Here is a 25,723-nt window from a genome sequence, read left to right on the forward strand (position 1 = left end):
GATGCATGCAACGGAAGTATTTGCGCGGTACGCGGCCGAGTTTTACCGGCAGCCGCTCCCTGCCGAAGTCATTCATCATGCCAAGCGCGCAGTGATCGACTGGTATGCATCGCTCTTCCCGGGCCTGGATGCGGCACCGGTGCGCATGCTGGAGCAGACCCTGGTCGACGACCTCGATCGTGGTGGCGCCTTCCTGGCGCAAGGGCGCCCGGCCACCGCGCGCGCTGCCGCGCTCATCAACGGCACGGCCGCGCATGCCGCAGAGGTGGATGACAGCTTTCGCGAGGCCATGTACCACCCAGGCGCTGCCACCATCGCGGCCGCGCTGGCCGGGGGGCAGGACATCGGTGCCTCAGGGCTTCAGTTTCTGCGCGGCGTGGTGCTTGGCTACGAGGTGTCCACACGGATTGGCGTGGTGATGGGCCGGCCGCACTACAAGTTCTGGCACAGCACGGGCACTGTGGGCAGCTTCGGCGCTGCCGCTGCGGCGGGTGCGTTGATGGAACTCGATCAAGCGGCCTTTGCGCACGCACTGGCCACCGCCGCAACCTTCACGTCGGGCCTGCAGCAGGCATTCCGGATGGATTCGATGTCCAAGCCGCTGCATGCGGGGCGTGCGGCCGAGGCGGGGCTCCTTGCGGCCCAGCTGGCGCGTCGGGGCCTGACAGGTTCGCTCGATGTCCTCGATGGTGAAGCAGGGCTCGGCCAGGCCATGAGCAATGGGCCGGATTGGTCACAGGTGGGCGCGACGCTGGGGCAGGACTTTCACATTACCCGCCTGACGTTCAAGAACCATGTCGGCTGCGGTCACACTTTTCCCGCCATCGACGGCGCACTCGCGCTGAAGGCGATGCATCGCGTTGCGATCGACGACATGGTCCGCGTTCGTGTCGGCACTTACAGGCCCGCATTGGATATCGCTTGCTACGAGCGACCGACTTCCGCCAACGAAGCACGCTTCAGCCTGAAGTACATGGTGGCGTCGGCCCTCGTGCATGGCAGCGTACGCATGGCGGCGTTTGAGCCGGCGCGCCTCGAGGATCCCGCGACGCGCGCCCTGATGGAGCGCATGGAGGTCGCGGTGGATCCGGCGCTCGACGCAGCCTTTCCGGGCCAGCGTGCCGCGCGCATCGAGATCGACACCGCGGATGGGCGCCGACTCAGCCATCTGCAGCCCAATCGGAAGGGCGATCCCGAAGAACCGCTGAGTGACGCCGATCTGGAAAGCAAGTTTCTCGAACTGTCCACGCCGGTGATCGGTGCCGTGCGGGCGCGCAGGCTTCTCGAGCGGCTGTGGCATCTGGAGAGTGCGACCAGTCTTGCATACGAACCTTAATGGGACGGGGGCGCCGAGTCCGAGCGGCTCTGGATCGCATGGCACGCTGATACCGTATCTGCCGCGGGCGCGGGCAAGAGCACGGCGATCTCGAGTGGCCTTCAGTCCGACAAAGGCGCCTTCTTCACCTCGCGCAGGAGACCGGCCTCGTAGATCCGGGCCTCCCAGGACTCCAGCATCGGCATGCGCCTGTCGGAGAACGCGACGTAATGGGGCATGCGGATGTGGTCATCCAGATTCTTCAGGTCCTCCCACATCTCGAATACGAACATCTCCTGCTCGTCCTCAAGAGAAGGGTAGTGCGTGTATTCGAGGTTGCCCGGCTCCCGCCGGGTGTTGACGACGTTCTCGGAGACGAACGACAGCAGCTCGTCCCTCTTGCCGGGCTGGAGCCTGTACTTGACCGCGACGATGATCGTCATGATGGATGCCTTCTTTCTGTGCGACCTTCGTTGGCCGCAGGGCCCGAGCCTGGCGCGTTCAACCCAGCGCCTTGCGGATCTCGGCCACGCGCTCGGGCGTGAACACTCCGCTGGCCAGCAGGTCCAGGATCGACAGCACGCTGCCGCGCGAGCCCCAGCTGCCTTCGTCGATGGTGCGGAACGTGGTCCACCATGCGGGTGAGGGCTGGTCTATGGCGCACGCCTTGGCCATCGCTGCCAGCACGTTCTCGGTCACCTGCTTGCGCACCGGCAGCGGCCAGGCCGCATCCATCACGCAGATGTCGAAGGTGGCGACGTCGGGTGCGGGCGACTGGTCGCATAGAAGCCGGCCGCCGATCGCCATGCGGTCGGGCGTGCGCTCGACGAAGTGCACCTGGAAGCCTATGCGAGCCGGCGGCGCAAGCCGGCCGACCTCGGGGACGAGCACTGCGTCGGTCAGCGACAGGGCGAGTTCGCGCCGCTGCTCGGGCGACAGGCGGCCTTCGGGAGTGGTCACGGTGACGATGGTCATGATGGGAAAAATCGGTTGCGATTGGATGTATGAAGACGATGGTCCGGACTTCAGCGGCCCTGGAAGCGGGCCTCGCGCCGTTCCATGAACGATTGCAGGCCTTCATTGAAGTCAGCGCTGGCGAAGACCTGCTTGCGGATCTCCGGAATCGCGGCGATCGCCGCAGCCTCGCCCTGCTGCACGTAGGTCAGCGCCGCTGCCTTGGTGGCGCGCAGCCCGATGGGCGCACAGGTGCAGATGCGGCGGGCAATGTCGAGCGCGCGTTCGCGGTGGGCGCCGTAGGGATGAACCTCTTGCACCAGGCCGACCTCCAGCGCGCGCTGCGCCGAGAACTCCTCGCACAGGAGCAACAGATGCATCGCATTGCCCCAGCCCATGCGCTGCAGATAGCGGAAGTGCGCCCCGCCCAGAGGGGCGATGCCGCGTTTGGCCTCCAGCTGGTGGAAGCGCGCCGTGTCGGCCGCTATGACGATGTCCGCAGCGAGCATCATCTCGATGCCCACCGTGTAGGTGATGCCGTGAACGACCGAGATCACGGGCTTGCGGCAGCGCCGGGCCAGCCCGAGCGGATCCACCTGCTGCGGCGGGATCGGCTTCGCGGTTGCGGTGGGGCCGAAGAACTTCGGCATGTCCAGTCCTGCGGTGGTGTGCTCGCCCGTCGGATCGAGCACGGCCACCCACAGCTCGTCGTCGTCGTCGAAAGCCGTGAGGTGCTGCGACAGCTGCTGCATCATTTCCGGCGTGATGGCGTTCTTTTTCGCCGCGTTGTCCAGCGAGATCACGCATACGTGGTCCTGGACCGACATTCGCACCTGGGGCGCAGCGGTTTCATCTGTCATGGCGAGTTCTCCTTGGATCGGGTTTGGGTGCGCATCGGCCCGTGCCGAGTGGTCGTTGTTTTTCTATGCCACGTGTCATAGAAGATTTCATCATACACTCGCTATGACATTCGACATAGAGAAGAACCCGCATGTCCTCCCTGACCCGAGACAAGATGATCGCCGGCGCCGCCGACCTGTTGAGCAGGCGCGGCGTGCATGCCACAAGCCTGCGAACCGTGGTGCAGCACACCGGCACGCCGCGCGGTTCGCTGGGCCATCATTTCCCCGGCGGCAAGCAGCAACTGCTGGAAGAGGCGGTGCGCTACGCCACCGAGAGCGTGGCGGTGCCGCTGGAAACGCTGACGAAGGAACGCGGCGCGGTCGAAGGCCTGCAGGCCTTCGTCGGCTGGTGGCGCCGCATCCTCGAGAGTTCCGGCTTCGAGGCCGGCTGCCCTGTGCTGGCGGTGGCGGTCGAACCCATGGCGGACGAGGAAGACATCGCGTCGGGGGAGCACCTTCGCGAACTCGCTCACGAGGCCTTCGAGCGCTGGGAAGCCATCCTGGCCGCAGCGCTGCGCCGCGAAGGCGTGGCTGCAAGCCGCGCGCAACGGCTGGGGGCGCTTACGGTGGCTGCCATCGAAGGCACCGTTGCGATGTGCCGGGCCGCGCGCAGCACGCGGGCGCTCGACGCCGTTCAGCTCGAACTGAAGGCCATGCTGGAGGCCGCGATCGTGCATCGAAACTCTTCGTGAGTGAGCTATTCGTTGCGCGCGCCGGAGATCTTCACGAGTTTCTCGATGAGGGGACTCGTCGCATCGAAGTTTCGGCGAAAGTCTGCTGCACTGCCGCCGACCGCATCCATCCCAAGTTCCTCCAGCCGCGCTTTCATTGCAGGTGAATGGGCAATTTCGCGTGCGTATTTTTCGAGGCGCTCGAGAATCGGCTTCGGCGTTCCTGCAGGAGCTGCGAAGACGAACCAGGACATGGTGACCAGTTCGGGATCAGGAAAACCTTCTTCTTTCATGGTTGGCACATTCGGCAAACCCTGCAGGCGCTTTTCAGAAAGAACGGCAATCGGTCGCACCCTGCCGCTCTGGATCAGCGCAAGCATGGGCGCAAGCGTTCCCATGCCCCATGGCACCACACCGGCTGCAAGATCCTGGGCGAAGGGCGCCTCGCTCTTGTAGGGCACGTGGACCATTTCGAGGCCTTGAATCTTGCTCAGATAGGCTGCGGTGAGATGCCCACCCGAGCCAGCCCCCAGCGATCCGTAGCTGAGGTGCCCTTTTTCCTTCCTGGCCCATGCAACGAACTCCTTCATGTTCCTTGCGGGCACATCCTTGTTCACCATGAGGATCATGGTGTTGGTTGCGACCTCCGAGATCACGGCCAGATCCCGTTTGACGTCGTACGGGACGTTGTTGAAGGTGTGCTGCGCGTAGTAGATCGGAGACGAATAGCTGAACAGCAAGGTATAGCCATCAGGCGCAGCCTTGGCTACCGCTTGCGTCCCGATCATTCCTGACGCTCCCGCCTTGTTGTCCACGATGACCGGCTGATCCAGCCGCTTCTTCAACTGTTCGGCAAACACTCTTCCCAGAATGTCCGTTCCACCTCCGGGTGCGGCTGGCACGACCAGGGTCACTGGCTTGCTGGGGTAGTTCTGGGCCGATGACAGGCCGCTGCAGGCGAACGCTGCGGCCGCGATGATGATCTTGCTGAATCGCATGTATGTCTCCTTCGGTTGCCGCGCCGGTTCGGTGAATACGGGCAGCGTTTTTTTGTGAATATGAACGGAGGCGCGACTGCCTTATTCGCCAGTGCCCAGTCCGTAATACTCCCTGACCCTCGGATCGCGGCTCTTTCCGGGTTCGAACACTTCGAGCAGCACATCGTCCGGCGCCTTGACCATGAAGTAGCCGCCGCCGGAGTGCTCCCGCACGGGGTTGGGCAGATGCAGGCCCGCGGCCTTCATGCGCTCGTAGACCTCATGCAGGCCGACTACCTGCATCCCCAGGTGATGCACGGCATTGCGACCCAGGTCGCGCGGCGATTGCTCGTACAGGTGCATGGCGCCGATGCCGATCTTCATGAACACATTGCGTGCGCCGCCATAGTCGCCGTCCCAGGTGACGCGGGCATCGAACCACTTCTTGTAGAACGCGATGGTCTCGTCGATGTTCGATGCGAACAGGTGCACGTGCTGGAGGTGATAGCGATCGTCGAGACCATAGGGACGACTGCGGCTGTGGCCGGAACTGGTAGCGGCTTCTGTCATGCGTTCTTTCTCTCTGTTGACGTGGGTCGGGGCAATGCGATCTGCTTCACTTCTTCCAGCGCTTCTGGTCGCGCACGTCGTGAAGACCGGGCAGCTCGGCGCGAAAGCCATCAGGAAAGATGCGGTGCTTCTGCACCTTCTGTGTGCCGGTGATCGGCATCTCGTCGACAAGGTAGATCCAGCCGGGCGGCTTGTAGTAGGCCAATCGTTCCGCCGCGAACCGATGCAGCGCCAGCGCCAGCGAACGGTCGCGGGCGACTCCCGCGGCGGGAATCACGCATGCGAGAACTTCCTCGTCGCGCAGTTCGTCGGGAACCGCCATCACGGCCGCCTGCTTGACCAGCGGGCTGGCGGCCAGCACCGCTTCGACTTCCGCGCTGGAGATGTTCTCGCCGCTACGGCGCACGATGTTCTTCTTGCGGTCGACGAAGGTGAACAGGCCGTCGGGCGAGCGGGTGCACAGGTCGCCGCTGTGGAACCAGCCGCCGGCCCATGCGGCCTCGGTCGCCTCGGCGTCGTCGAGGTAGCCGCTGAAGAAGCCATGGCGGGGGTTCTCCGCGGCGTGGCGCACCACCAGTTCGCCCACCGTGCCGTCGGGCACTTCCTGCCCTGCGTCGTCGACGATGCGGGCCTGCAGGCCCGGCAGCGGCCTGCCGCAAGCTCGCGTATGGATCTGGCGAGGCTCTCGGTCGACACACATGAAACGGCCAGTCTCCGTCATACCCCAGACCTCGATGAGCGGAATGCCGAAGCGCTGCTCGAATCGCTCGTGCAGCACCGGGTCGACGCCCGCGCCGAACGCCACCGTCGCGCCCGAGTGCCGGTCGCGTTCGGTCTCGGGTTGGGCGAGCAGGGCCGGAATCATGATCCCCAGGTACTTGAAGCGCGTGGCCCGGGTGTCGGCGATGTCGTTCCACCAGTGCGTCGCGCTGAACCGTCCCGGCATCACATAGCAGGAGCCGGTCACGATGGCTGTGCCCAGCGTGTTGATGGCGTTCATGTGATAAAGCGGCAGCGGGTTCATCTGCCGCTCGGCGCCTTCGGCGAAGGCCAGATGCGGCGGCAACTGGCGGGCGTAGTCCGCTGCCGTTTGCAGGTAGGCGTTGGTCAGCACGCAGCCCTTGGGCCGGCCGGTCGTGCCGGAGGTGTAGAGGATGGCGGCGGCGCGGTCCAACTCGGCGGCTTGTACGGCGGCAGTGTTCACGCGGCGTTGCAAGCGGGGCAGTCCCTCGGGGCCGTTGGTGCTCAACGCAATAGGGCGGCCAGAAGCCTCGATGGCACTCGCAAGCAGTGGCTGCAACGTGGGCAGACCGACGACGGCGCTGCAGCCCGAGTGCCCCAGTTGGTAAGACAGCTCGGCAACCGTCAGATCGGTATTCAGCGGGACCACGCAGGCACCCAGCGCGTTGAGTGCCAGGTAGTGGAAGACGAACTCCGGCCTCGATTCGAAGGCCAGCGCCACCCGGTCTCCTTCGCCCACACCCTGGTCCGCATACCGCAGCTTCAGCGCATCCACCCGACCGAGGACTTCGCCGAACTGGAACTCCCGCTGCACCTCCCATGCTTCGGCCAGCCGGCCGGGAACGGCCAGGAACGGGTTCTTTTCAAACACTTGTGCCGAATGGCGGAAACGTTCGTACAAGCTGTCCCGGAGGTCCATCGGTCGCTTTCTCTTTGCAAAGCTGCTCTTCGGCTTTGTTGACAGGGAAGTGCCGCGGCCTGGTTGTTCGCCATCGACCGCGTCGCGGCGGCACGAACAAGCGTCCGTCAATGCGAGCTATGCGCCCAATTGATCCGGGATGATTCGAAAGGACATCCCGGAGCCGTTCGGGAACTGTAGGGACGCCCCGACGACTTTTTTTCCTACATCGATTCCTTGGCGGAATGCCGGCCATGCGGGCCGGTCAGTGCGTTGCTGCGGGCCTGTGCCTCGAGCCGATGCTTCAACGCCATCAGCAGCCCCACTGAAGGCGTCTTGCGCCGGTGATAGACCGTCACTTCGCCCGTCAGCGCATGCAGGTCGACGTCCAGTGCGGCCAACCCTTCGCTCGCGAGCGGCTGGAAGGCTTGCTCGGGAAGCACTGTGATCAGGTCGCTTCGCCGCAGCAGCGGAATCAGAAGCGTGGCCGAGGTATCGGTCTCGACGCGCACGTCCAGTGCACCGAAGCCCGCATCGGCGAACATCCGCTCGACCTCCGTCCGGAGCGTCACGTCGGAAGTCGGAAGCAGCCAGCGCGACTTCGACAGTTGCTCCAGGCTCGGGATGCTTGCCGCAAATGGATGCCCGGCGCGAACCACCAGCCTGTAGCGCTGAGGTCCGACCCGCGTGCGCAGCACGTCGGGCGGGAGGTGCTGCACGCCGAAGCACACCGCCAGGTCGAGCTTGCCTTCTTCCAGCATTCGCACCAGCTCTGCCGAATGCTTGACGCTCACCAGCAACTGGACGGCGTGCGGTCCCGGGAGCATGTCGGCCAGCACCGGCGCGGCCACGCTGCCGAGCAGCGCGGGCACGACGCCGAGCCGTATCGCGCCACGCAGCGCGGCCATCTCACCTGCCATGTCGCGCCGCGTCGCAGCCGTGAGCTCGCTGAGCTCCATGGCGCGCTGGTACAAGGTGCGGCCGGCCGGCGTCAGTGCGAGCGAACGGCCACCCCTCTCCATCAATTGAACCCCGAACTCGTCCTCCAGCTTGCGCACGACCTTGGTGACGGCCGACTGGCTCAGCCCGCAGCGAAGCGCCGCGCGCTGGAAGTTGCCGGTCTCGTGAACGGCTCTAAAGACATCCAGATCTTCAAGGCGCATCGAGGCAGCATAGCCGAGGTGCGGCTTTGGGCGTCAAGGTGGAATCGGCAACCGAATCTCAAACCCTTGAAGACCAGCTGATGGGTGAAGGAACTACTCCGCGACGATCTTTGCGGCGTCGACGATGCGCGCGTACTTGATGGATTCGGTCTTGATGAAATCGCGGAACTGCGCTTGCGTGAGCCCCATCGGTTCACCGCCCTGCTCGCGCAAGCGCTTGACGAGCTCGGGGTCTCGCAGCACGGCGTTGACCGCTTCATTGAGCTTTGCCTGCACCGCGGGCGGCGTCTTCGCCGGCGCGAAGAGGCCGAACCAGTTGTCCAGGTCGTAGGCAGCCGTGGGCGCGAACTCGGCGATGGCCGGAATGTCCGGCGCAAAGCTCGCACGCCTGGCGGACGTGACTGCCAGCGCCTTCACCCGGTTGCCCTTGATGAAAGGCGCTGCGCCAGCGAGGCTCACGAAAGTGATGTCGACCGTGCCCGAGGCCACATCGACCAGCTGGCTCGACGCGCCCTTGTACGGCACGTGCTGCATCTGGATGCCGGCAAGCGACTGCAGCAGCTCGCCGTTCAGGTGCTGCGGGTTTCCCACGCCGCTGGTGGCGTAGGTCACCTTGCCGGGGTTCTTCTTCGCGTAGGCCACGAACTCGGCCAGGTTCTTCGCTGGGAACGCCGGGTTCGCGACCAGTACGTTGGGCACCCGCGTGATCGCGGTGATCGGGGCCAGATCCTTTTCCGGCGCGTACTGCATCTTTGCCTTGTAGACCAGCGGATTGATGGAGGTCTCGCCCGCCGATCCCAGCAGCAGCGTGTAGCCGTCGGGATTGGCCTTGGCCACGAACCCGGCGCCGAGCATGCCGCTCGCGCCGGGCTTGTTGTCCACCACGACGGACTGCTTCAGCGACACGCGCAGCTTCTCCGCCACCAGCCGCGCCATCGCGTCGACACCGCCCCCGGCCGAGAAGGGAACGACGATGGTGATGGGGCGCGTGGGGTAGTCCTGCGCGAGGGCACCAAGCGGAAGGGCGCAGAGCGTGGCGGTGACGCACAGCAGCGCCCGGCGTTGAATCGAATGCATCGGGGTTGTTCCTTGGTTCTGAAAATGGGCTGCGTGTGTGTGCCGAGTCATGCCGAGAAGACCATGCAGACTGGGCTGCCCGACTTGACCGACGCACCCGTGGGCTTGAGCGTTCCGGCGTTGGGGTCGACGGCCAGCGTCACGATGGAGTCGCTGTCCTCGTTGAGCGCGAACATGAAGCGGCCGTCCGGCGAGAGGGTGAAGAACCGCGGCGTCCTGCCTTGCGTGGGTTCGGCTTCGATGAACTTCAACGCGCCGGTGGCCGGGTCGATGCGAAACACCGCGATGCTGTCGTAGCCGCGGTTGGAGGCGTAGAGAAAGCGCCCCTGGGCATCGATCTGCAACTCGGATGCGCGGCTGTTGCCGGTGAAGGTCTCGGGCAGCGCAGACAGGATCTGGAACGGTGCGAGTGCCCCGGTTGCGGGCGTGACACGGTAGGCCGTCACGGTCGAGTCGAGTTCGTTGACCACGTAGGCGAACGGCGCCTTGGGATGGAAGGAAACGTGGCGCGGCCCCGCGGTTTCGCGCGTGATCGCGAACGGCACCGCCGCTGGCGCCAGGCGGCCTTGATCGAAGTGGAAGGTGAACACACGGTCCAGGCCCTTGTCCGGCACGACGACGAAGCGGCCACTCGGATCGAATGGGTTGAAGTGCGGCTTCGCCTGCTTCTGTTCCACGCGATGCGGCCCGATGGGTCCTTCCAGCTTCACGAGCTGTGTCAGCGCGCCCAGCGAGCCATCGGCATTAACGGGCAGCACGGCCAGGCTGGCGCCGATGTGGTTCGACACCACCAGGAAGCGGCCCGTCGGGTCCAGCGCCAGATGCACCGGGTTCTTGCCCTGCGTGCTCTGGCGGTTGATGAAGGTGAGGAGACCCGTGCGGCGGTCCACCTTGAAGGCACTCGCTTCGCTCTCGTCGCCATGCACGGTGTAGAGGAACTCGCCATTCGTGCTCAGCGCGAGAAAAGACGGGTTGATGAGGTTCCTGACGATATCGACGGGTTCCAGCGTTCCCTTGCCGGAATCGACTTTGAAGATGCTGATGCCATCGCCGCGCGCATTGCGCTCTCGGGTGGTGCGGCTGCCGACGTAGGCGTACATGGGATGTCCTTGGGTTGAAGAGGCCGGAATGGACTTGAAGGCCGTCGAGGCGCACCCGGCAAGTTGGCCAAGCACGGCAGAACCGCCGACGGCCAGACTGCCCAGCAATGCGCGGCGGCGGCCTTTATGGATGGAAGGCTCGGGCGGAAAGAAGGGTGGATGCATGGCGGCGGTCACTTTCGACGGGCTGTGATGCGGGGCTGATCCCGGGGCTGAGGGTTTGTGCTGAATTGCATTTTATGAATGACAAATGCAAAATAAGAATCATGGAAAACACTGAGACGCCCTGCATGCGGCTTGTCGTGGCCGGGCAGGACTACCTGGCCGTCGATCTGTCGGCGCTCTGCAAAGACAAGCTGGGTCGCCTGCCCGTGGTCTTGCGGCTGCTGATGGAGAACGTCGCGCGCAACATGGAAGGCGCCGAGAAAGACGCCGCGCTGGCAGCGCTTGTTGCGTGGACCGACACGGGCACCAGCGAAGCGGAAATCGCCTTCCAGCCCGGTCGCGTGCTGATGCACGACACGACCAGCACGCCCGCGCTGGTGGACCTGGCCGCCATGCGCAGCACGCTGGCAGAGGCCGGCGTGGATCCGTCGCTGCTGAACTCCAGCTTGCCGGTGGACGTGTCGGTCGACCACTCGCTGGCGGTCGAGGTCTTCGCGCGCGGGGATGCACCCGAAAGGAACATGGCGTTCGAGATCCGCCGCAATGCCGAGCGCTATTCGTTCCTGCGATGGGCCTCGAAGGTGCTCCAGGGTGTGCGCATCAACCCGCCCGGCACGGGGATCATGCACACCATCAACCTGGAGCAGTTGGCCACCGTGGTGACGCTGCAGGAGCGCGACGGCGCGCGCTGGCTGGTGCCCGACATGATGATCGGCACCGACAGCCACACCCCCATGGTCAACGGCATCGGTGTGCTCGGCTGGGGAGTGGGCGGCCTCGAGGCGCAGACCGTCATGTTCGGCATGCCGACCATGCTGCGCATACCCGACGTGGTCGGCGTGCGGCTCACTGGTGCGTTGCGCCCCGGCGTGCTGGCAACCGATCTGGCGCTGACGGTCACGCAGCGCCTGCGGGCCATCGGCGTGTCCGGGGAATTCGTGGAGTTCTACGGCCCCGGCGTGTCGACGCTGAGTGCGGGCGAGCGCAGCGTGGTGGCCAACATGGCGCCGGAGTACGGAGCGACCACGGGGTTCTTCCCGGTCGACCGCCGCACGCTCGACTACTTGCTGCAGACCGGACGAACGCAGGCTCACGCCGAGCGCGTGGAAACATACACCCGCGCGGCCGGCCTGTGGTTCGACCCCGCCGCGCAGCCGATCTACACGCGCACCCTGCACATCGCGCTGGACGCGATCGACATGCATATCGCGGGCCCGCGCCGCCCGCAGGACCTGCTGGGGTATGGCGAGGCTGCATCCGCCTTGGCCGCACTCGCATTCCAGCCGCGGATCGCCCACGCGCAGATGCCGCGGCACCCCGTGGCCATTGCGGCCATCACGAGCTGCACCAACACCTCGGACCCGCGCCTGCTCGTTGCGGCCGGCCTCGTCGCGCGCAAGGCCCGCGCGCTCGGCCTGAAGGTGCCGCACTGGGTCAAGACCTCGCTCGGGCCCGGGTCGCCCGCGGCGGCGGCCTACCTGGAGCGCGCCGGCCTCGCCGCCGACCTGTCGGCAGTGGGCTTCGACATCGTGGGCTACGGCTGCACGACGTGCATCGGCAACTCCGGGCAGTTGCCCAGGGCGATCCAGGACGCGATGGCAGGGGGTGCGGTTCATCCGGTCGCCGTACTGTCCGGCAACCGCAACTTCGCGGGCCGGGTGCACCCCGATCTAGACCTCGGCTTCCTGATGTCGCCGCCGCTAGTCATCGCCTTCGCGCTGGCGGGAAACGCCGAGCAGGACCTGCGCGTCGACCCCGTGCAGGTCACTGCAGAAGGACGCCCCGTCTACCTGCGCGAGCTGTGGCCGTCGGCCGAGGAGATCGATGCAGCGCTCGCGCTCTCGCAGGACCCTTTGGACTACCCGCGTGCCTTCGCGGTCGCCGCCGGCAACCCGCTGTGGCACGCACTCGAAGCGCCCGACACCGAGCTGTACCCCTGGAACCCCGCGTCGACCGCCCTGCGCCGCCCGCCGTTCGCCGCGCTCTCGGAAGGCAGCATGCTCGGTCACTACAACGCATTCCCTATGCTCGTGGTGGGCGACGACATCACGACCGACCACATCTCGCCGGCCAGCGCAATCCCCAGGGACAGCGGTGTGGCCGATTTCCTTGTGGCGCGCGGCGACGACCGCGACGATCTGAACGTGTTCGCCTCGCGCCGCGGCAACTGGGAAGTGATGGTGCGTGCCGCTTTCCACAGCAAGACGCTGAAGAACCTGCTGGCGCCCGGCGCCCCCGTGGCCCACACGCTGCATGTGCCCAGCGGCGAGGTGGTGCCGCTCTGGGAGGCCGCGCAGCGCTACCGCGCCGCAGGCGACTCGGTCGTGCTGGTCGCGGGCGAGCGCTATGGCACCGGCTCGTCGCGCGACTGGGCGGCCAAGGGCCAGCGGTTGCTGGGCATCCGCGCGGTGCTCGCCAACAGCTTCGAGCGCATCCACCGCTCCAACCTGATCGGCATGGGCGTGCTGCCGCTGCGCATGCCCGCGGGCATGACGCCCTCCACGCTCGGGCTGGTGCCGGGCGACCGCATCGAGATCGATGCCCGGCCGGGCGGCATCCAGCCGCGGGGCGCCGTTGGCGTCGTGCTGCATCGGGCCGACGGCCGCTCGGAGCGCTTCGATGCCGTGGCTGTGGTCGAGACGAAGCTGGAGGTCGAACTCCTTCAGGCAGGAGGCGTGATTCCATCGACCCTTCGGAAAATGGTGGGCAAACACGGCGTCGTGAACGCCCCGTCGGCGTGAGCGGCCGGAATCGCTGGAAAATCCGCCCCTATGCGGACCGATCAATCCATTCCCTCGCAAATCCTCGACCTGATCCAGGCGGACGCCATGCCGGCCGGCACCCACCTTCCGGCGCAACTGCTGGCCGACCGCCTGCGGGTGTCGCGCTCGCCCGTCAATGAAGCGCTGTCGCTGCTGGCCGAGAAGGGCGTGCTCATGCGCGAGCCCAATCGGGGTTATTTCCTCGTGACGCCCATCGAAAACGGGGCGAGGGCGCTGGCCGGCGAACTGGGCCTCGAAGAGTCCGACATCGTGACCGAGGTGTACTTCCGCATTGCCGACGACCGGTTGAGAGGCCTGCTGCCCGACGAATTCTCCGAAGCGCTCCTCAAGCAGCGCTACGGCCTCACCCCCGTGCAATTGAACGGTGTGCTCGGCCGCATCGCCAACGAAGGCTGGGCCGAGAAGAAGCCTGGCTACGGCTGGGTGTTCTCGTCGATGCTCACCACGGCCGACAGCCTGCTGCAGTCCTACCGCCTGCGCCTTGCGCTGGAGCCGGCCGCGCTGCTCGAACCCAACTACCACCTTTCGCCCCAGGTCATCGCGCGCTGCCGCGCGGCGGAAAAGCACCTGCTCGAAGGCGGCATCGAAACCGACACCGCCGACCAGCTGCACGACCGCGGCGTGCGCTTTCACGAGTCGCTGGTCGAGGGCTCGGGCAACGCGTTCTTCATCGATACCATCCGCCGCGTGAACCGCGTGCGTCGGCTGCTTTCATACCGCTCGATGCAGGACCGCAGCCGCTACGTGGAGCACTGCAAGCAGCACCTGCACCTGCTCGAGCTGCTCGAACGCGGCCGCAATGAAGAGGCCTCGCAGGCCATGCACCGGCACCTTTCCAGCACGCTGCGCAATCTCGCGAAGATCAGCGGAATTCTCAAGACCTAGCCATTCGCCATGACCATTGCTCCCGCCATCGTTCAAGCGTTCACCCCCAAGGGAGTGCTGCGCGCCTCCATCAACCTGGGGAACCCGATCCTTGCCAACACGGACAAGGCAACCGGTGCACCCGTTGGCGTCTCGGTGGACCTGGCACGCGCCTTCGCCGAGCGCCTTGGCGTAGCGCTGGAGCTGGTGGTGTTCGACGCCGCGGGGAAATCGGTCGAAGCGGTAGCCAACGAGCAGGCGGACATCGGATTCTTCGCGATCGACCCCGTGCGCGGCGCTCAGATCGCCTTCACGGAGGCCTATGTGCTGATCGAAGGAAGCTACCTCGTTCGGGAGCATTCGCCCCTGCGCCGCAACGAAGAAGTCGACCAGGAGGGGCTGCGCGTGACAGTCGGAAAGGGCAGTGCCTACGACCTCTACCTCACGCGCGAACTGAAGAATGCGCAGATCGTGCGCGCACCGACGTCCCCCGCCGTCGTGCAGACCTTTCTCGAGCAGAACCTCGACGTGGCCGCCGGTGTGAAGCAGCAACTCGAATCGGACATCCGCGCCCACGCTGGCCTGCGGCTTTTGCCGGGCCGCTTCATGGTGATACGGCAGGCCATGGGAACACCGCGCACGCGAGGCGCGGATGCCGCGCAGGCCCTGTGCCAGTTCGTGGAAGAGATGAAGAGCTCCGGCTTTGTCTCCGATGCATTGCGCAGACATGGCATTCAAGGAGCATCCGTCGCGCCAGGGGCGAATCCGGCCTAGAAGCTTCGCAGCGAACTTCGTCCGGGCGTTGTCGATTTGTTGCAGCGGGTGATCGGCGCCGCTATGCGGACACGGAGTTTTCCTACGAATCCACCAGCATCGCCGCTTCATCTTTCGGGCTCCCCACAACTCAACTGGAGCCCATGATGCCTACTTCCCGACGCGCAGAGCCCGACGCCTGCAGCCTCCTGGACACCGACCACCGCAACGTCAAGAAGCTGTTCAAGGAGTATGAGGAACTCGCCCACTCGCGCGCGGCTTCTGCGGAGAGCAAGAAGCGCGAACTCGCCAACCACATCTGCATGGAACTCACCGTCCATGCACGGATAGAGGAAGAGATCTTCTACCCCGCGGTGCGCGCGGCCATCAAGGAGACGGACTTGCTCGACGAAGCCGAGGTGGAGCATGCAAGCGCCAAGGACCTGATCGCGCAGATCCAGGAAGCCACCGAGATCGACGAAAAGTTCGATGCCAAGGTCATTGTCCTTGGCGAATACATCGACCATCACGTGAAGGAAGAGCGCAACGAGATCTTCGTGAAGGCGCGCGCCGCCCGCGGCCTGGACCTGGTCGCCATGCGCGAGCAACTGGCCGCGCGCAAGGAAGAGCTGATGGAGGAGCTCGGCGCCATGGCCTGAGTTCGCGCGCGGGGGTCCTCCGTAAGACTGAGGGCGATCTCATAGCAATGCGCTATGAGATCAATATGCTCAATCTGGTTGTTGAAGGGGCAGTCCAAACCTAGACTGGCTCCGATCGCGAGTGATCGACAACCAAAGGAGAACCCCTTGTCCGATGAAACGAAGTGCCCCTTCCCGGGCCATGCGCGCACGCACTCCATGACGGGTGCTTCGGCAAATGCAGGCTGGTGGCCCAACCAGCTGAACCTGAAGCTGCTGCACCAGCACACCGCCAAGTCCAATCCCATGGGCGAGGCGTTCGACTATGCCGAGGAGTTCAAGAGCCTCGACCTCGACGCGGTGATCAAGGACCTCCAAGCCCTGATGACCGATTCGCAGGATTGGTGGCCCGCCGACTACGGCCACTACGGTCCGCTGTTCATCCGCATGGCCTGGCACTCCGCGGGCACCTACCGCACCTCCGATGGCCGCGGCGGCGCGGGCAACGGCGCGCAGCGCTTCGCACCCCTCAACAGCTGGCCCGACAACGGCAACCTCGACAAGGCGCGCCGGCTGCTGTGGCCGATCAAGCAGAAATACGGCCGCAAGATTTCCTGGGCCGACCTGATGATCCTGACCGGCAACGTCGCGCTGGAGTCGATGGGCTTCAAGACATTCGGCTTCGCCGGTGGCCGCCCGGACATCTGGGAGCCCGAAGAGGACATCTACTGGGGGCCGGAAGGCAAGTGGCTGGCCGACGAGCGCTACAGCGGCGACCGCGAGCTCGCCAATCCGCTCGCCGCCGTGCAGATGGGCCTGATCTACGTGAACCCCGAAGGACCGAACGGCAACCCCGACCCGCTCGGCTCGGCGCGCGACATCCGCGAGACCTTCGCCCGCATGGCCATGAACGACGAGGAGACCGTGGCGCTGACCGCAGGCGGCCACACCTTCGGCAAGGCCCATGGCGCGGGCGACCCGGCCAAGGTCGGCGCGGAGCCTGAAGGCGCCGACATCGAGGAATTGGGCCTGGGCTGGAAGAACAGCTTCGAAAGCGGCATCGGCGTCCACGCCACCACCAGCGGTATCGAAGGCGCCTGGACCCCCACGCCCACCAAGTGGGACAACAGCTACTTCGAGACGCTGTTCGGCTACGAATGGGAGCTCACCAAGAGCCCCGCGGGCGCGCACCAGTGGAAGCCCAAGGGCAGCACCGGCGCGGACACCGTGCCCGACGCGCATGACCCGGCCAGGCGCCACGCCCCGATGATGACCACCGCCGACATGGCCATGCGCGTCGATCCGGCCTACGAGAAGATCTCGCGCCGCTACATGGCGAACCCGCAGGAATTCGCCGATGCGTTCGCCCGCGCCTGGTTCAAGCTGACGCACCGCGACATGGGTCCGCGCGCCCGCTACCTCGGCGCGCTGGTGCCGAAGGAAGAGCTGATCTGGCAGGACCCGATTCCCGCCGTGGACCATCCGCTGATCGACGACAAGGACGTCGCGGCGCTGAAGGCCAAGGTCCTCGCTTCGGGCCTGGGCATTGCGCAGCTCGTGGGCACGGCCTGGGCCTCGGCCTCGACCTTCCGCGGCAGCGACAAGCGCGGCGGCGCCAACGGTGCGCGCATCCGCCTCGCGCCGCAGAAAGACTGGGAGGCGAACCAGCCGGCCCAGCTGTCGAAGGTGCTGTCGGTGCTGGAAGGCATCCAGAAGGAGTTCAACGGCGCGCAGTCCGGCGGCAAGAAGGTCTCGCTCGCCGACCTGATCGTGCTGGCCGGTAATGCGGCGGTCGAGGCCGCGGCGAAGAAGGCCGGGCAGGACGTGACGGTGCCCTTCTCGCCGGGACGCATGGACGCTTCGCAGGCGCAGACCGATGCTGTCTCCTTCGCTCCGCTGGAGCCGCAGGCCGACGGTTTTCGCAACTATCTCCGCAAGGGGATCGACGGGGCGTCCGCTGCGGGGCTGCTGCTCGACAAGGCGCAGCTGCTGACCCTCACCGCGCCCGAGATGACGGTGCTGGTCGGCGGCCTTCGCGTGCTGAATGCGAACGTCGGCCAGTCCGGCAACGGCGTCTTCACCAAGCGCCCGGAGACGCTCAGCAATGACTTCTTCGTGAACCTGCTCGACATGAGCACCGGGTGGAAGAAGTCCGCGACGACCGACGGCGTGCTGGAGGGACGCGACCGCAAGACGGGCGCGCTCAAGTGGACGGGCACGGTGGCCGACCTCGTGTTCGGTTCCAACTCGCAGCTCCGCGCGGTCGCGGAAGTCTATGGGGCCGCCGATTCGCAACAGGTCTTCGTGCGGGACTTCGTGGCCGCCTGGACCAAGGTGATGAACCTCGATCGCTTCGACCTGCGGTGATCGCGGGCGGCCGGTTGCGGCCGCGCCGAGCAGCAGTGCAGCCCGAGCCTGGTTCCGGAGAGTCCTGAACCAGGCTCGGGCGTATTCAAGGACAACAGCTTTCGACACCAGGAGCCTCATGAAACCCCAGCCCATCGAATACGCCGCTGCTTCCGAGGAAGTCAGGGCGGTCTTCGACGACATCAGGACCACACGCAACGTGCCGGACGTCAACAACTTCTGGAAGTACCTCGCCAACGACCCGGCCACGCTCAGGCGCACCTGGAGCAGCCTCAAGGAAGTGATGGCGCCCGGCGCGCTCGACCCGGTCGTGAAGGAGATGGTCTATCTCGCAGTGAGCGTCACCAACAGCTGCGGCTACTGCATCGCGAGCCACCACGCCGGCGCCGAGAAGGCCGGCATGACGCCCGCGATGTTCGCCGAGCTGATGGCCGTGGTCGGCATGGCCAACGAGACCAACCGGCTGGTGAACGGCTACCGCGTGCCCGTCGATCCGGCCTTCGACAAATAGCGAGCGTCGGCGGCGCGTTCAGCCGATCGTCATCAGGCTCGCGTTGCCTCCGGCCGCAGCCGTGTTGATGCTGAGCGCGCGTTCCACCACAAGGCTTTCGAGCGGGATGTCCGTGTCGCCGGGCGCGAAGGCGCGTACGCCGACGATCGGGCCTGGGCGGGCCGCAATGCGCTGCATCACGCCCGGCAGGCCTTGCGCGCTGCCGTGGCGCAGCGCGGCGTCGAACACCACCGTGTCGGACGCCCAGTCGTTCGCGATGGCCACGCACTGCTGCACTTCGGCCGGCAGCGAAGCGCGCAGGCCCTGCGCGGCGGCGTCGGCAGGCCAGATCGCGGTGCTGCCGACCGACAGCACGGCAGCCAACTGTGCCAGCCGGTCCGCTTCCGCATCCGCACCCGGGTCGACCAGGCACAGCACCGCTTCGCGCGGCGCCAGTGTGTAGACGTTGCGCTCGCCGGTCGGGCCGGCCAGCGTGCGCGAACTGCCCGAGCGCGACTGCGCGGCAAAGCGCGCGCATTGCGCCGCCAGCGTAGGGCGGCCGGTGGCTTGCGCCCAGCGCGACAGCGCCGACAGTCCGGCCTGCGGCGTCGATGCGGCATCCGCCACCGCGCGCGCCATCGCATCGTCAGGCCGCGCAGACAGCATGCGCAGCATGTACAGCGGCCCGCCTGCCTTCGGCCCGGTGCCCGACAGGCCCTCGCCGCCGAACGGCTGCACGCCCACCACCGCGCCGACGATGTTGCGGTTCACATAGACGTTGCCCGCCTTGGCGTTCTCCACGATCTGCGCGATGGTTTCGTCGATGCGCGTGTGCACGCCCAGCGTCAGCCCGTAGCCCGTGCCGTTGATCTGCCCGACCAGCGCACCCAGGTCGCGGCGGCGGTAGCGCACGAGGTGCAGCACCGGCCCAAACACCTCGCGTTGCAGTTCCGCGATGCTGTCGAGCTCGATCAGCGTGGGCACCACGTAGGTGCCGTTGCGCGTGTCGTGCGCGTATTCGCGGGCCTGGCGAAAGACCTTGCGTCCCTTCGAGCGCATGGCCGCGACGTGACGCTCGATGCCGTCGCGCGCCTCGGCGTCGATCACCGGACCGACGTCGACGGCCAGCCGCGCGGGGTTGCCGATGCAGGCCTCGGCCATCGCGCCCTTGAGCATCTCGACGAGCCGGTCGGCCGCTTCCTCCTGCACGCACAGCACGCGCAGCGCGGAGCAGCGTTGTCCGGCGCTGTCGAAGGCCGAGGCCATCACGTCCGCGACCACCTGCTCCACGAGCGCCGACGAGTCGACGATCATCGCGTTCTGCCCGCCGGTCTCCGCGATGAGCGGCACGGGTGCGCCATGCGCGCCCAGCCGCTGTGAGAGCGTCTTCTGCAGGATGCGCGCCACCTCCGTCGAGCCGGTGAACATCACGCCCTGCACGCGCGGGTCCGCCACCAGCGCGGCGCCGATGGTTTCGCCCCGGCCGGGCAGCAGCTGCACCGCGGCGCGCGGCACGCCAGCCTCCCACAGCACGCGCACCGCCTCGGCCGCGACGAGCGGCGTTTGCTCGGCCGGCTTGGCCAGCACCGGATTGCCCGCCGCGAGCGCGGCCGCCACCTGGCCGGTGAAGATCGCCAGCGGAAAGTTCCACGGGCTGATGCAGACCATCGGGCCAAGCGCGCGGTGCGTGTCGTTCGAGAAATCGCTGCGCGCCTGCGCCGCGTAGTAGCGCAGGAAGTCGACGGCCTCGCGCACTTCGGCGATGGCGTTGGCGTACGTCTTTCCGGCCTCGCGCGTCAGCAGGCCGAGCAGCCGGGGCATGCCTTCCTCGAGCTTGCCGGCGGCGCGATCGAGCAGGGCGGCGCGTTCGGCGGGCGGCGTGGCGGCCCATGCCGGAGCGATGCCATGGGCCTGGGCAATGGCCGATTCGACGTCGGCAGCGTGGCTTCCTGCACCTGTCCGACGATGTCGCGATGGTCGGCGGGATCGGCGACGTCGGCCGCCTCGCCGTGCGGCACGGCTTGCGCGAGCATCGGCGCCGCGCGCCAGTTTTCATGGGCGCTGCCGGCAAGCGCATGGCCCAGTGCGCGAAGGCTGTCGTCGTTCGCCAGGTCGCGCCCCGGCGAGTTGGCGCGCTGCTTTCCGTACAGCGCCGCGGGCAGCGCAATGGCCGGATGCGGCAGGCCCATCGTGCCTTCCTGCGCAGCCATGCGCTCGACCGTGGCGACCGGGTCTTCCACCAGCGCGTCGAGCGGGATCGCCAGGTCCGCGATGCGGTTTACGAACGAGGTGTTCGCGCCGTTCTCCAACAGCCGGCGCACCAGGTAGGCCAGCAGCGTCTCGTGCGTGCCCACCGGCGCATAGATGCGGCACGGCCGCCCGAGCGGACCCACCACCTGCTCGTACAGCGGCTCGCCCATGCCGTGCAGGCACTGGAACTCGTATTGCCCCGGCTCGTAGCGCGACGGCTCCGCCATCGTGTAGATCGCGGCCAGCGTGTGGGCGTTGTGGGTCGCGAACTGTGGGTAGACGGCATCGGGCGCATCGAGCAGCTTGCGCGCGCAGGCGAGGTACGACACGTCGGTGTAGGCCTTGCGCGTGTAGACCGGGTAGCCGTCGAGCCCGTCGATCTGAGCGCGCTTGATCTCGCTGTCCCAGTAGGCGCCCTTCACCAGCCGCACCATCAGCCGGTGCCGGCTGCGGCGCGCGAGATCGACCACGAAGTCGATCACGAACGGGCAGCGTTTCTGGTATGCCTGGATCACGAAGCCGATGCCGTTCCAGCCCGCGAGCGCCGGCTCGAAGCACAGCCGCTCCAGCAGGTCGAGCGAGAGTTCGAGGCGGTCGGCTTCCTCGGCGTCGATGTTCAGGCCGATGTCGTACTGCTGCGCCAGCAGCGCGAGCTCGCGCAGCACGGGATACAGCTCGGCCATCACGCGCGCGTGCTGCGCCCGGCTGTAGCGGGGGTGCAGCGCAGAGAGCTTGATCGAGATGCCCGGCCCTTCATACACGCCGCGATGGTTCGAAGCCTTGCCGATCGCGTGGATCGCCTCTTCATATGCGATGCGGTAGCGCTTCGCGTCTTCCATGGTGAGCGCCGCTTCGCCGAGCATGTCGTACGAATAGCGAAAGCCCTCGGCCTCCAGCTCGCGCGCATTGCCGAGCGCCTGCGCGATGGTTTCGCCGGTGACGAACTGCTCGCCCATCATGCGCATCGCCATGTCCACGCCCTTGCGGATCAGCGGCTCGCCGCCCTTGCCGATCAGGCGCGTGAGCACGGTCGACAGGCTGGTTTCGCTGTGCGTGGCCACGAGCTTGCCCGTGAGCAGCAGGCCCCAGGTCGCGGCGTTGACGAACACCGAAGGGCTGCGGCCCGCGTGCGACTGCCACTGGCCGTGCGCGATCTTGTCGCGGATCAGCGCGTTGCGCGTCTCGGCATCGGGAATGCGCAGCAGCGCCTCGGCCAGGCACATCAGCGCTACGCCTTCCTGCGACGACAGCGCGTATTCCTGCAGCAGGCCCTGCACGAGGCCGGCACGGCCGCCTGCGTTCTTGCGGTCGCGCAATTGCTGCGCGATGCGGTGTGCGAGTTCCTGTGCTTCCTCTGCCTGGCCTTTGGGCAGCCGGGCCTGCGCGAGCAGCGGTGGCAGTGCCTGCGGTTCGGGACGGCGACAGGCCGCTGTGATGAGGGCGCGCAGCGGCGAAGGATCGGGCGGCAGTCCGTCGGCGAATGCCGCGAAGGAAGAGGGCAGAGGGTCGGGGTTCATGGGAGGTTCGTGCTGGGAATTGTTGGATGATCCGCGTCCCGATGCCGAATTTGTGTTCAAAGAATGGCGCTTCGGTAGAGTAAATCGCTATGTAAAGCAGTGGGCAAGTCAGGTTCGTCGGGGGGCGGTGGGCAGAGAATCCGCGTTCCGTTCCATCCCGGAGTCGCACGAACATGCTCAGCTACAGATGGTTCTTTTCCTTGGCCCTCGCGGCCGCGTGCATCGCGCCCTGGCCGACGCATGCGGCAACGGCCGATGCCTCCACCTGTTTGAATTCGGCCGCCGCTGAATGCTTCCGCAGCTTCACACCGCCAGGAGCCGCAGGCGCGCTGCACTACTACTCCTCGCTCGATCCCGATGCACCAGCGACAGGCGCCACCGCCGGGCCGACGAAAGCGCTGATCGCCATGCACGGCCATTCGCGCGACGCCAACAAGACATTCGAGGCAGCGCTGCGCACCCTTCGCAACGCCGATACGCTCGGCGACACGCTGGCGATCGCGCCGCTCTTCCAGGTCGCGGCCGACAAGGCGGTGGCTGGACGCTGCAACACGGTGGGCGTGCCCGTCGCGCAGCCCGGCGACCTGCTGTGGACCTGCGGCTCCTGGCTCGAAGGCGCGCGCTCGGCCTCGGGCAGCCGCGTCGGGTCCTTCGCGGTGATGGACGCGCTGGTGGCCGACATCGCGCAGCGCTGGCCCAGCCTGCGCACCATCACCGTCGCGGGCTTCTCGGCGGGCGGACAGTTCGTGCAGCGCTACATCGCCTTCACGCAGCACGACGGCACGGCGGCGGGCAAGCCGGCGATGCGCTACGTGGTGGCCGATCCAAGCACCTGGCTCTACTTCGATCCGGTGCGTCCGCGGCTCTCGCCCGACGGCGCCTCCGTGACCGGCTTCTCCGTGCCCGACGCACCCGCGTGCCCGCAGATGAACCGCTGGAAATACGGCACCGACGACCTGCCCGCCTACTTCGGGCGCACCGCCGCGCAGGCGCGCCAGCAGTACGTGCAGGCCGACATCAGCTATCTCGAAGGCGCGCTGGACAGCAACGACGCGAAGGGCACGGCATACCGCGTGCTCGACAAGTCGTGCGCAGCGCTTGCGCAAGGCTCGTTTCGCATGCAGCGCGGCCTGGCCTATGCGCAGTACGACCGCAAGCTGCTTGCGCCGGACAAGCGCCGGGAGGTCGTGGTGGTGCCGGGCTGCGCGCACGACGTGGCCTGCGTGTTTCCCTCCGAGGCGGCACGCGCCGCGCTGGTCGGCCCTTCACGCTGATCGGAGCAGCCTGCCGGCGGGCTTGACGCGATTTCCTTTATGGTGGACATTTCATCCAATATGAAGGAAATTAAGGAGTCGGCCGAAACGGAAGCCCCGTCCGGCCTCAACGACCGCATCGCCCAGCGCGTGCGCGACCTGCGCGCGGCCCGAGGCCTTTCGCTCGATGCGCTGGCCACGCACTGCGGCGTGAGCCGCTCGATGATCTCGCTCATCGAGCGCGGCGAAAGCAGTCCCACCGCCGTGCTGCTCGAGAAGCTCGCAACCGGTCTCGGCGTGTCGCTGGCTTCGCTGTTCGAGGCGCCCGCGCCCGCCGCCGATCCAGTGTCGCGCCTGGCCAGCCAACTGCAGTGGCGCGACCCGCACTCCGGCTATGTGCGGCGCAACGTGTCGCCGAGCGGTTTCGCATCGCCCATCCAGATCGTCGAAGTGATGTTCCCGCCGAAGGCCCGCGTGGCCTACGAAACAGCGGCGCGCGAACCCCTGATTCACCAGCAGGTGTGGGTGCTCGACGGCGTCATCGAACTCACGCTGGGCGACGAGCAGCACCAGTTAAGCACCGGCGACTGCCTGGCGATGGTGCTCGACCGCCCCATGAGCTACTACAACCCTTCGCGCAAGACCACCCGCTACGCCGTCGTGATCGCCACTGCGCCCTCTTCCTGGAGATGAGCATGCCGACCCCCATTGCCGATGCGCCGCGCATCCGCCTGCTGTCCACCGTCACCGACACGCAGCTGCAGGGCCTTGCCGCCGTGCTGGCCGATTGCGTCGAGGGCGGCGCGTCGGTGAGCTTCATGCAGCCGCTGACCGAAGAACGCGCACGGGCCTTCTGGCGCCACGTGGCCGACGGCGTGGCGCGCGGCGAACGCGCGCTGCTGGTGGCCGAGGACGCCGAAGGCATCGTGGGCACGGTGCAGCTCGTGCTGGCCCAGCCCGAAAACCAGCCGCACCGCGCCGAGGTGTCCAAGATGCTCGTGCACCGCCGTGCGCGCCGCAAGGGCATCGGCGCGCTGCTGATGCAGGCGGCCGAACAGGTGGCGCGCGAGCGCGGCAAGACGTTGCTGGTGCTCGACACCTCCAGCGCCGAAGCCGAGCGGCTCTATGCGCGCGTGGGATGGACGCGGGTGGGCGTGATTCCCGGCTTTGCCCTGTTGCCGCAGGGCGGGCTGTGCGCCACCACGTTCTTCTATCGCGAGCTGATCGAACAGGGCCCTGGCAGCGATCATGGCGCAGTGGCTCCGCAGGTGCGGTAGGTCTGCGGCGCCGGTGTGGCCTGTGCCGTCGTTGCCGTGGAAGCCTTGCGGTTCGACGCGGTATGGAGCAGCAGCGCCACCACCACCATCGCCATGCCAACGGCCTCGTTCACCGTGGGCAGCTTGCCCAGCGCCGCGCTCATCAGCAGCGCCGACACCGGCACGAAGTTCAGGAACGCCGTGCCCGTGACGGCACCGAGCGCGCGCACGCCGTAGTTGAAAGCCAGCACCGAGATGGCCGAAGGCACCACGCCCACGAAGAGCAGTGCATGCCACGACATGCGCAGCCCCTCCAGGCTCGGCACGGCGGACCAGCCCAGCAGCGAAGCGCCGACGGCCGCGGCCAGCAGCACGGGCCACGAGGCCAGCACCGTGAGCGCGGTGTACTCGATCACGTCGAGCTCCGGAAAGCGCGTGGTGCCACGCGTGTACCAGACCCAGCCCAGCGTGCCGCCGAAGGCGATCGCGTCGCCGAGCAGCGTGCTCGACGCGGCCGAGGAGCCCGCGCCGCCGAGCAGCAGGCCCGAGACCGTCGCCACGCCCAGCAGCGCCAGCGCGCTGGTCAGCAGGGTGGTGCGCGTGGGGCGCACGCCATCGAGCACCCAGCGCACGAGCTGCGTGGTCATGGGTGTGGTGGCGATGATGACCGCGCCATGCGAAGGCACCGAATGCGCCAGCCCCACCAGCAGCATCACGCTGAACACGCCGAAGCCGGCCGCGCCGCGCAGCGCCAGCGGCCCCGCATGCAGCCGCAGCTTGCGCCAGGGCGCCGCGCCGCGCGGCAGGATCAGCAGCACGAACAGCAGCATCGACAGGGTGTAGCGGATCAGCGTGAACCACACCGGTTCGACGTGGTGCAGCACGCCCTTGCTCACGAGGAACAGGGAGCCCCACCCGGAGGTGGCGAGCAGCAGCGCGGCGATGCCGCTCAGGCGTTGGCGTTGGGACATGGGGGAGCCTCTTCTTGCAATGATCGATGCCTGAAGAATCGGGGCTGG

At 66.9% G+C, this 25,723-nt stretch carries 21 protein-coding genes and 1 pseudogene; 11 read left to right on the forward strand and 11 right to left on the reverse strand.

The genetic code is table 11. The annotated features are described in order from the left end of the window. Position 1 precedes the first annotated feature (1 nt). Entirely contained in the window at positions 2 to 1,336 is a 1,335-nt protein-coding gene (locus ACEOAB_RS04200; RefSeq protein ID WP_413748188.1) for an MmgE/PrpD family protein, read from the forward strand. A gap of 101 nt (positions 1,337 to 1,437) precedes the next feature. Here ACEOAB_RS04200 and ACEOAB_RS04205 read toward each other — a convergent pair whose 3' ends face one another. From ACEOAB_RS04205 to ACEOAB_RS04215, 3 genes are read right to left on the reverse strand one after another with little or no spacing between them, the layout of a single operon-like run. Further along, positions 1,438 to 1,758 (reverse strand): putative quinol monooxygenase, encoded by a 321-nt coding sequence (locus ACEOAB_RS04205; protein ID WP_413748189.1) that lies wholly within the window; start codon positions 1,756 to 1,758, stop codon positions 1,438 to 1,440. 58 nt (positions 1,759 to 1,816) lie between these two features. Continuing rightward, positions 1,817 to 2,290 (reverse strand): tautomerase family protein, encoded by a 474-nt coding sequence (locus tag ACEOAB_RS04210; RefSeq protein ID WP_056597242.1) that lies wholly within the window; start codon positions 2,288 to 2,290, stop codon positions 1,817 to 1,819. Between the two features lie 50 nt (positions 2,291 to 2,340). Next, positions 2,341 to 3,129, reverse strand: coding sequence for a crotonase/enoyl-CoA hydratase family protein (locus ACEOAB_RS04215; protein WP_413748190.1), 789 nt, complete (start codon positions 3,127 to 3,129; stop codon positions 2,341 to 2,343). Positions 3,130 to 3,260: 131 nt separating this feature from the next. Between ACEOAB_RS04215 and ACEOAB_RS04220 the strand changes: the two genes are divergently transcribed. Then, the gene (locus ACEOAB_RS04220; protein WP_413748191.1) at positions 3,261 to 3,863 is read left to right on the forward strand and encodes a TetR/AcrR family transcriptional regulator; all 603 of its coding nucleotides are present in this window, start codon (positions 3,261 to 3,263) and stop codon (positions 3,861 to 3,863) included. 5 nt (positions 3,864 to 3,868) lie between these two features. Here ACEOAB_RS04220 and ACEOAB_RS04225 read toward each other — a convergent pair whose 3' ends face one another. The 6 genes from ACEOAB_RS04225 to ACEOAB_RS04250 all read right to left on the reverse strand — a co-directional run bounded on the left by ACEOAB_RS04225 (position 3,869) and on the right by ACEOAB_RS04250 (position 10,368). Then, positions 3,869 to 4,840: a Bug family tripartite tricarboxylate transporter substrate binding protein gene (locus tag ACEOAB_RS04225; protein ID WP_413748192.1), complete on the reverse strand. Its 972-nt coding sequence runs from the start codon at positions 4,838 to 4,840 to the stop codon at positions 3,869 to 3,871. An 81-nt stretch (positions 4,841 to 4,921) separates the two neighbouring features. Next, positions 4,922 to 5,389, reverse strand: a complete 468-nt coding sequence (locus ACEOAB_RS04230; protein WP_056597235.1) for a VOC family protein — start codon at positions 5,387 to 5,389, stop codon at positions 4,922 to 4,924. 46 nt (positions 5,390 to 5,435) lie between these two features. Then, the gene (locus tag ACEOAB_RS04235; protein WP_413748193.1) at positions 5,436 to 7,001 is read right to left on the reverse strand and encodes an AMP-binding protein; all 1,566 of its coding nucleotides are present in this window, start codon (positions 6,999 to 7,001) and stop codon (positions 5,436 to 5,438) included. 251 nt (positions 7,002 to 7,252) lie between these two features. Further along, the gene (locus ACEOAB_RS04240; RefSeq protein WP_413748194.1) at positions 7,253 to 8,191 is read right to left on the reverse strand and encodes a LysR family transcriptional regulator; all 939 of its coding nucleotides are present in this window, start codon (positions 8,189 to 8,191) and stop codon (positions 7,253 to 7,255) included. 93 nt (positions 8,192 to 8,284) lie between these two features. Continuing rightward, a complete protein-coding gene (locus ACEOAB_RS04245; protein WP_056597229.1) occupies positions 8,285 to 9,268 on the reverse strand; it encodes a Bug family tripartite tricarboxylate transporter substrate binding protein in 984 nt (327 codons plus the stop codon). Positions 9,269 to 9,315: 47 nt separating this feature from the next. Beyond that, the gene (locus ACEOAB_RS04250) at positions 9,316 to 10,368 is read right to left on the reverse strand and encodes a lactonase family protein (RefSeq protein ID WP_413748195.1); all 1,053 of its coding nucleotides are present in this window, start codon (positions 10,366 to 10,368) and stop codon (positions 9,316 to 9,318) included. Between the two features lie 266 nt (positions 10,369 to 10,634). Between ACEOAB_RS04250 and acnA the strand changes: the two genes are divergently transcribed. From acnA to ACEOAB_RS04280, 6 genes are all read left to right on the forward strand, one after another. Further along, complete coding sequence (acnA, locus tag ACEOAB_RS04255) at positions 10,635 to 13,274, forward strand: aconitate hydratase AcnA (protein WP_413748196.1); 2,640 nt, start codon at positions 10,635 to 10,637, stop codon at positions 13,272 to 13,274. A 30-nt stretch (positions 13,275 to 13,304) separates the two neighbouring features. After that, on the forward strand, positions 13,305 to 14,201 hold the full coding sequence (locus tag ACEOAB_RS04260) for a GntR family transcriptional regulator (protein ID WP_056597223.1): 897 nt from the start codon (positions 13,305 to 13,307) through the stop codon (positions 14,199 to 14,201). A 9-nt stretch (positions 14,202 to 14,210) separates the two neighbouring features. Continuing rightward, positions 14,211 to 14,954 carry an ABC transporter substrate-binding protein gene (locus tag ACEOAB_RS04265; RefSeq protein WP_413748197.1) on the forward strand — a complete coding sequence of 248 codons (744 nt, stop codon included), beginning with the start codon at positions 14,211 to 14,213 and terminating at the stop codon, positions 14,952 to 14,954. Between the two features lie 146 nt (positions 14,955 to 15,100). After that, positions 15,101 to 15,592: a hemerythrin domain-containing protein gene (locus ACEOAB_RS04270; protein WP_056597943.1), complete on the forward strand. Its 492-nt coding sequence runs from the start codon at positions 15,101 to 15,103 to the stop codon at positions 15,590 to 15,592. Positions 15,593 to 15,739: 147 nt separating this feature from the next. After that, a complete protein-coding gene (gene katG, locus ACEOAB_RS04275) occupies positions 15,740 to 17,938 on the forward strand; it encodes a catalase/peroxidase HPI (RefSeq protein WP_413748198.1) in 2,199 nt (732 codons plus the stop codon). A 118-nt stretch (positions 17,939 to 18,056) separates the two neighbouring features. Continuing rightward, positions 18,057 to 18,449 carry a carboxymuconolactone decarboxylase family protein gene (locus ACEOAB_RS04280; RefSeq protein WP_007836531.1) on the forward strand — a complete coding sequence of 131 codons (393 nt, stop codon included), beginning with the start codon at positions 18,057 to 18,059 and terminating at the stop codon, positions 18,447 to 18,449. 18 nt (positions 18,450 to 18,467) lie between these two features. Here the strand turns inward: ACEOAB_RS04280 and putA are convergent. Further along, positions 18,468 to 22,195: pseudogene (gene putA, locus ACEOAB_RS04285) on the reverse strand (trifunctional transcriptional regulator/proline dehydrogenase/L-glutamate gamma-semialdehyde dehydrogenase). 173 nt (positions 22,196 to 22,368) lie between these two features. On the opposite strand from putA, the gene ACEOAB_RS04290 reads away from it, so the two are divergent. Genes ACEOAB_RS04290 through ACEOAB_RS04300 form a run of 3 tightly spaced genes read left to right on the forward strand, consistent with a single transcriptional unit; the run spans position 22,369 to position 24,725 of the window. Then, a complete protein-coding gene (locus ACEOAB_RS04290) occupies positions 22,369 to 23,469 on the forward strand; it encodes an alpha/beta hydrolase family protein (protein ID WP_413750373.1) in 1,101 nt (366 codons plus the stop codon). 60 nt (positions 23,470 to 23,529) lie between these two features. Further along, positions 23,530 to 24,141 (forward strand): helix-turn-helix domain-containing protein, encoded by a 612-nt coding sequence (locus ACEOAB_RS04295; RefSeq protein ID WP_413750374.1) that lies wholly within the window; start codon positions 23,530 to 23,532, stop codon positions 24,139 to 24,141. Positions 24,142 to 24,143: 2 nt separating this feature from the next. Further along, the gene (locus tag ACEOAB_RS04300) at positions 24,144 to 24,725 is read left to right on the forward strand and encodes a GNAT family N-acetyltransferase (protein WP_413750375.1); all 582 of its coding nucleotides are present in this window, start codon (positions 24,144 to 24,146) and stop codon (positions 24,723 to 24,725) included. On the opposite strand, the gene ACEOAB_RS04305 is transcribed toward ACEOAB_RS04300, so the two are convergent. After that, positions 24,695 to 25,675 (reverse strand): DMT family transporter, encoded by a 981-nt coding sequence (locus tag ACEOAB_RS04305; RefSeq protein WP_413750376.1) that lies wholly within the window; start codon positions 25,673 to 25,675, stop codon positions 24,695 to 24,697. The two genes, ACEOAB_RS04300 and ACEOAB_RS04305, sit on opposite strands and share 31 nt — an antisense overlap. Positions 25,676 to 25,723: the final 48 nt, after the last annotated feature.

The organism is Variovorax sp. Varisp53, from assembly GCF_059491555.1.

Coding starts and splice junctions, on each gene's coding strand:
- ACEOAB_RS04200 (WP_413748188.1), top strand. CDS start 2: ATGCATGCAACGGAAGTATTTGCGCGGTACGCGGCCGAGTTTTACCGG.
- ACEOAB_RS04205 (WP_413748189.1), bottom strand. CDS start 1,758: ATGACGATCATCGTCGCGGTCAAGTACAGGCTCCAGCCCGGCAAGAGG.
- ACEOAB_RS04210 (WP_056597242.1), bottom strand. CDS start 2,290: ATGACCATCGTCACCGTGACCACTCCCGAAGGCCGCCTGTCGCCCGAG.
- ACEOAB_RS04215 (WP_413748190.1), bottom strand. CDS start 3,129: ATGACAGATGAAACCGCTGCGCCCCAGGTGCGAATGTCGGTCCAGGAC.
- ACEOAB_RS04220 (WP_413748191.1), top strand. CDS start 3,261: ATGTCCTCCCTGACCCGAGACAAGATGATCGCCGGCGCCGCCGACCTG.
- ACEOAB_RS04225 (WP_413748192.1), bottom strand. CDS start 4,840: ATGCGATTCAGCAAGATCATCATCGCGGCCGCAGCGTTCGCCTGCAGC.
- ACEOAB_RS04230 (WP_056597235.1), bottom strand. CDS start 5,389: ATGACAGAAGCCGCTACCAGTTCCGGCCACAGCCGCAGTCGTCCCTAT.
- ACEOAB_RS04240 (WP_413748194.1), bottom strand. CDS start 8,191: ATGCGCCTTGAAGATCTGGATGTCTTTAGAGCCGTTCACGAGACCGGC.
- ACEOAB_RS04245 (WP_056597229.1), bottom strand. CDS start 9,268: ATGCATTCGATTCAACGCCGGGCGCTGCTGTGCGTCACCGCCACGCTC.
- ACEOAB_RS04250 (WP_413748195.1), bottom strand. CDS start 10,368: ATGTACGCCTACGTCGGCAGCCGCACCACCCGAGAGCGCAATGCGCGC.
- acnA (WP_413748196.1), top strand. CDS start 10,635: ATGGAAAACACTGAGACGCCCTGCATGCGGCTTGTCGTGGCCGGGCAG.
- ACEOAB_RS04260 (WP_056597223.1), top strand. CDS start 13,305: ATGCGGACCGATCAATCCATTCCCTCGCAAATCCTCGACCTGATCCAG.
- ACEOAB_RS04265 (WP_413748197.1), top strand. CDS start 14,211: ATGACCATTGCTCCCGCCATCGTTCAAGCGTTCACCCCCAAGGGAGTG.
- ACEOAB_RS04270 (WP_056597943.1), top strand. CDS start 15,101: ATGCCTACTTCCCGACGCGCAGAGCCCGACGCCTGCAGCCTCCTGGAC.
- ACEOAB_RS04280 (WP_007836531.1), top strand. CDS start 18,057: ATGAAACCCCAGCCCATCGAATACGCCGCTGCTTCCGAGGAAGTCAGG.
- ACEOAB_RS04290 (WP_413750373.1), top strand. CDS start 22,369: ATGCTCAGCTACAGATGGTTCTTTTCCTTGGCCCTCGCGGCCGCGTGC.
- ACEOAB_RS04295 (WP_413750374.1), top strand. CDS start 23,530: ATGAAGGAAATTAAGGAGTCGGCCGAAACGGAAGCCCCGTCCGGCCTC.
- ACEOAB_RS04300 (WP_413750375.1), top strand. CDS start 24,144: ATGCCGACCCCCATTGCCGATGCGCCGCGCATCCGCCTGCTGTCCACC.
- ACEOAB_RS04305 (WP_413750376.1), bottom strand. CDS start 25,675: ATGTCCCAACGCCAACGCCTGAGCGGCATCGCCGCGCTGCTGCTCGCC.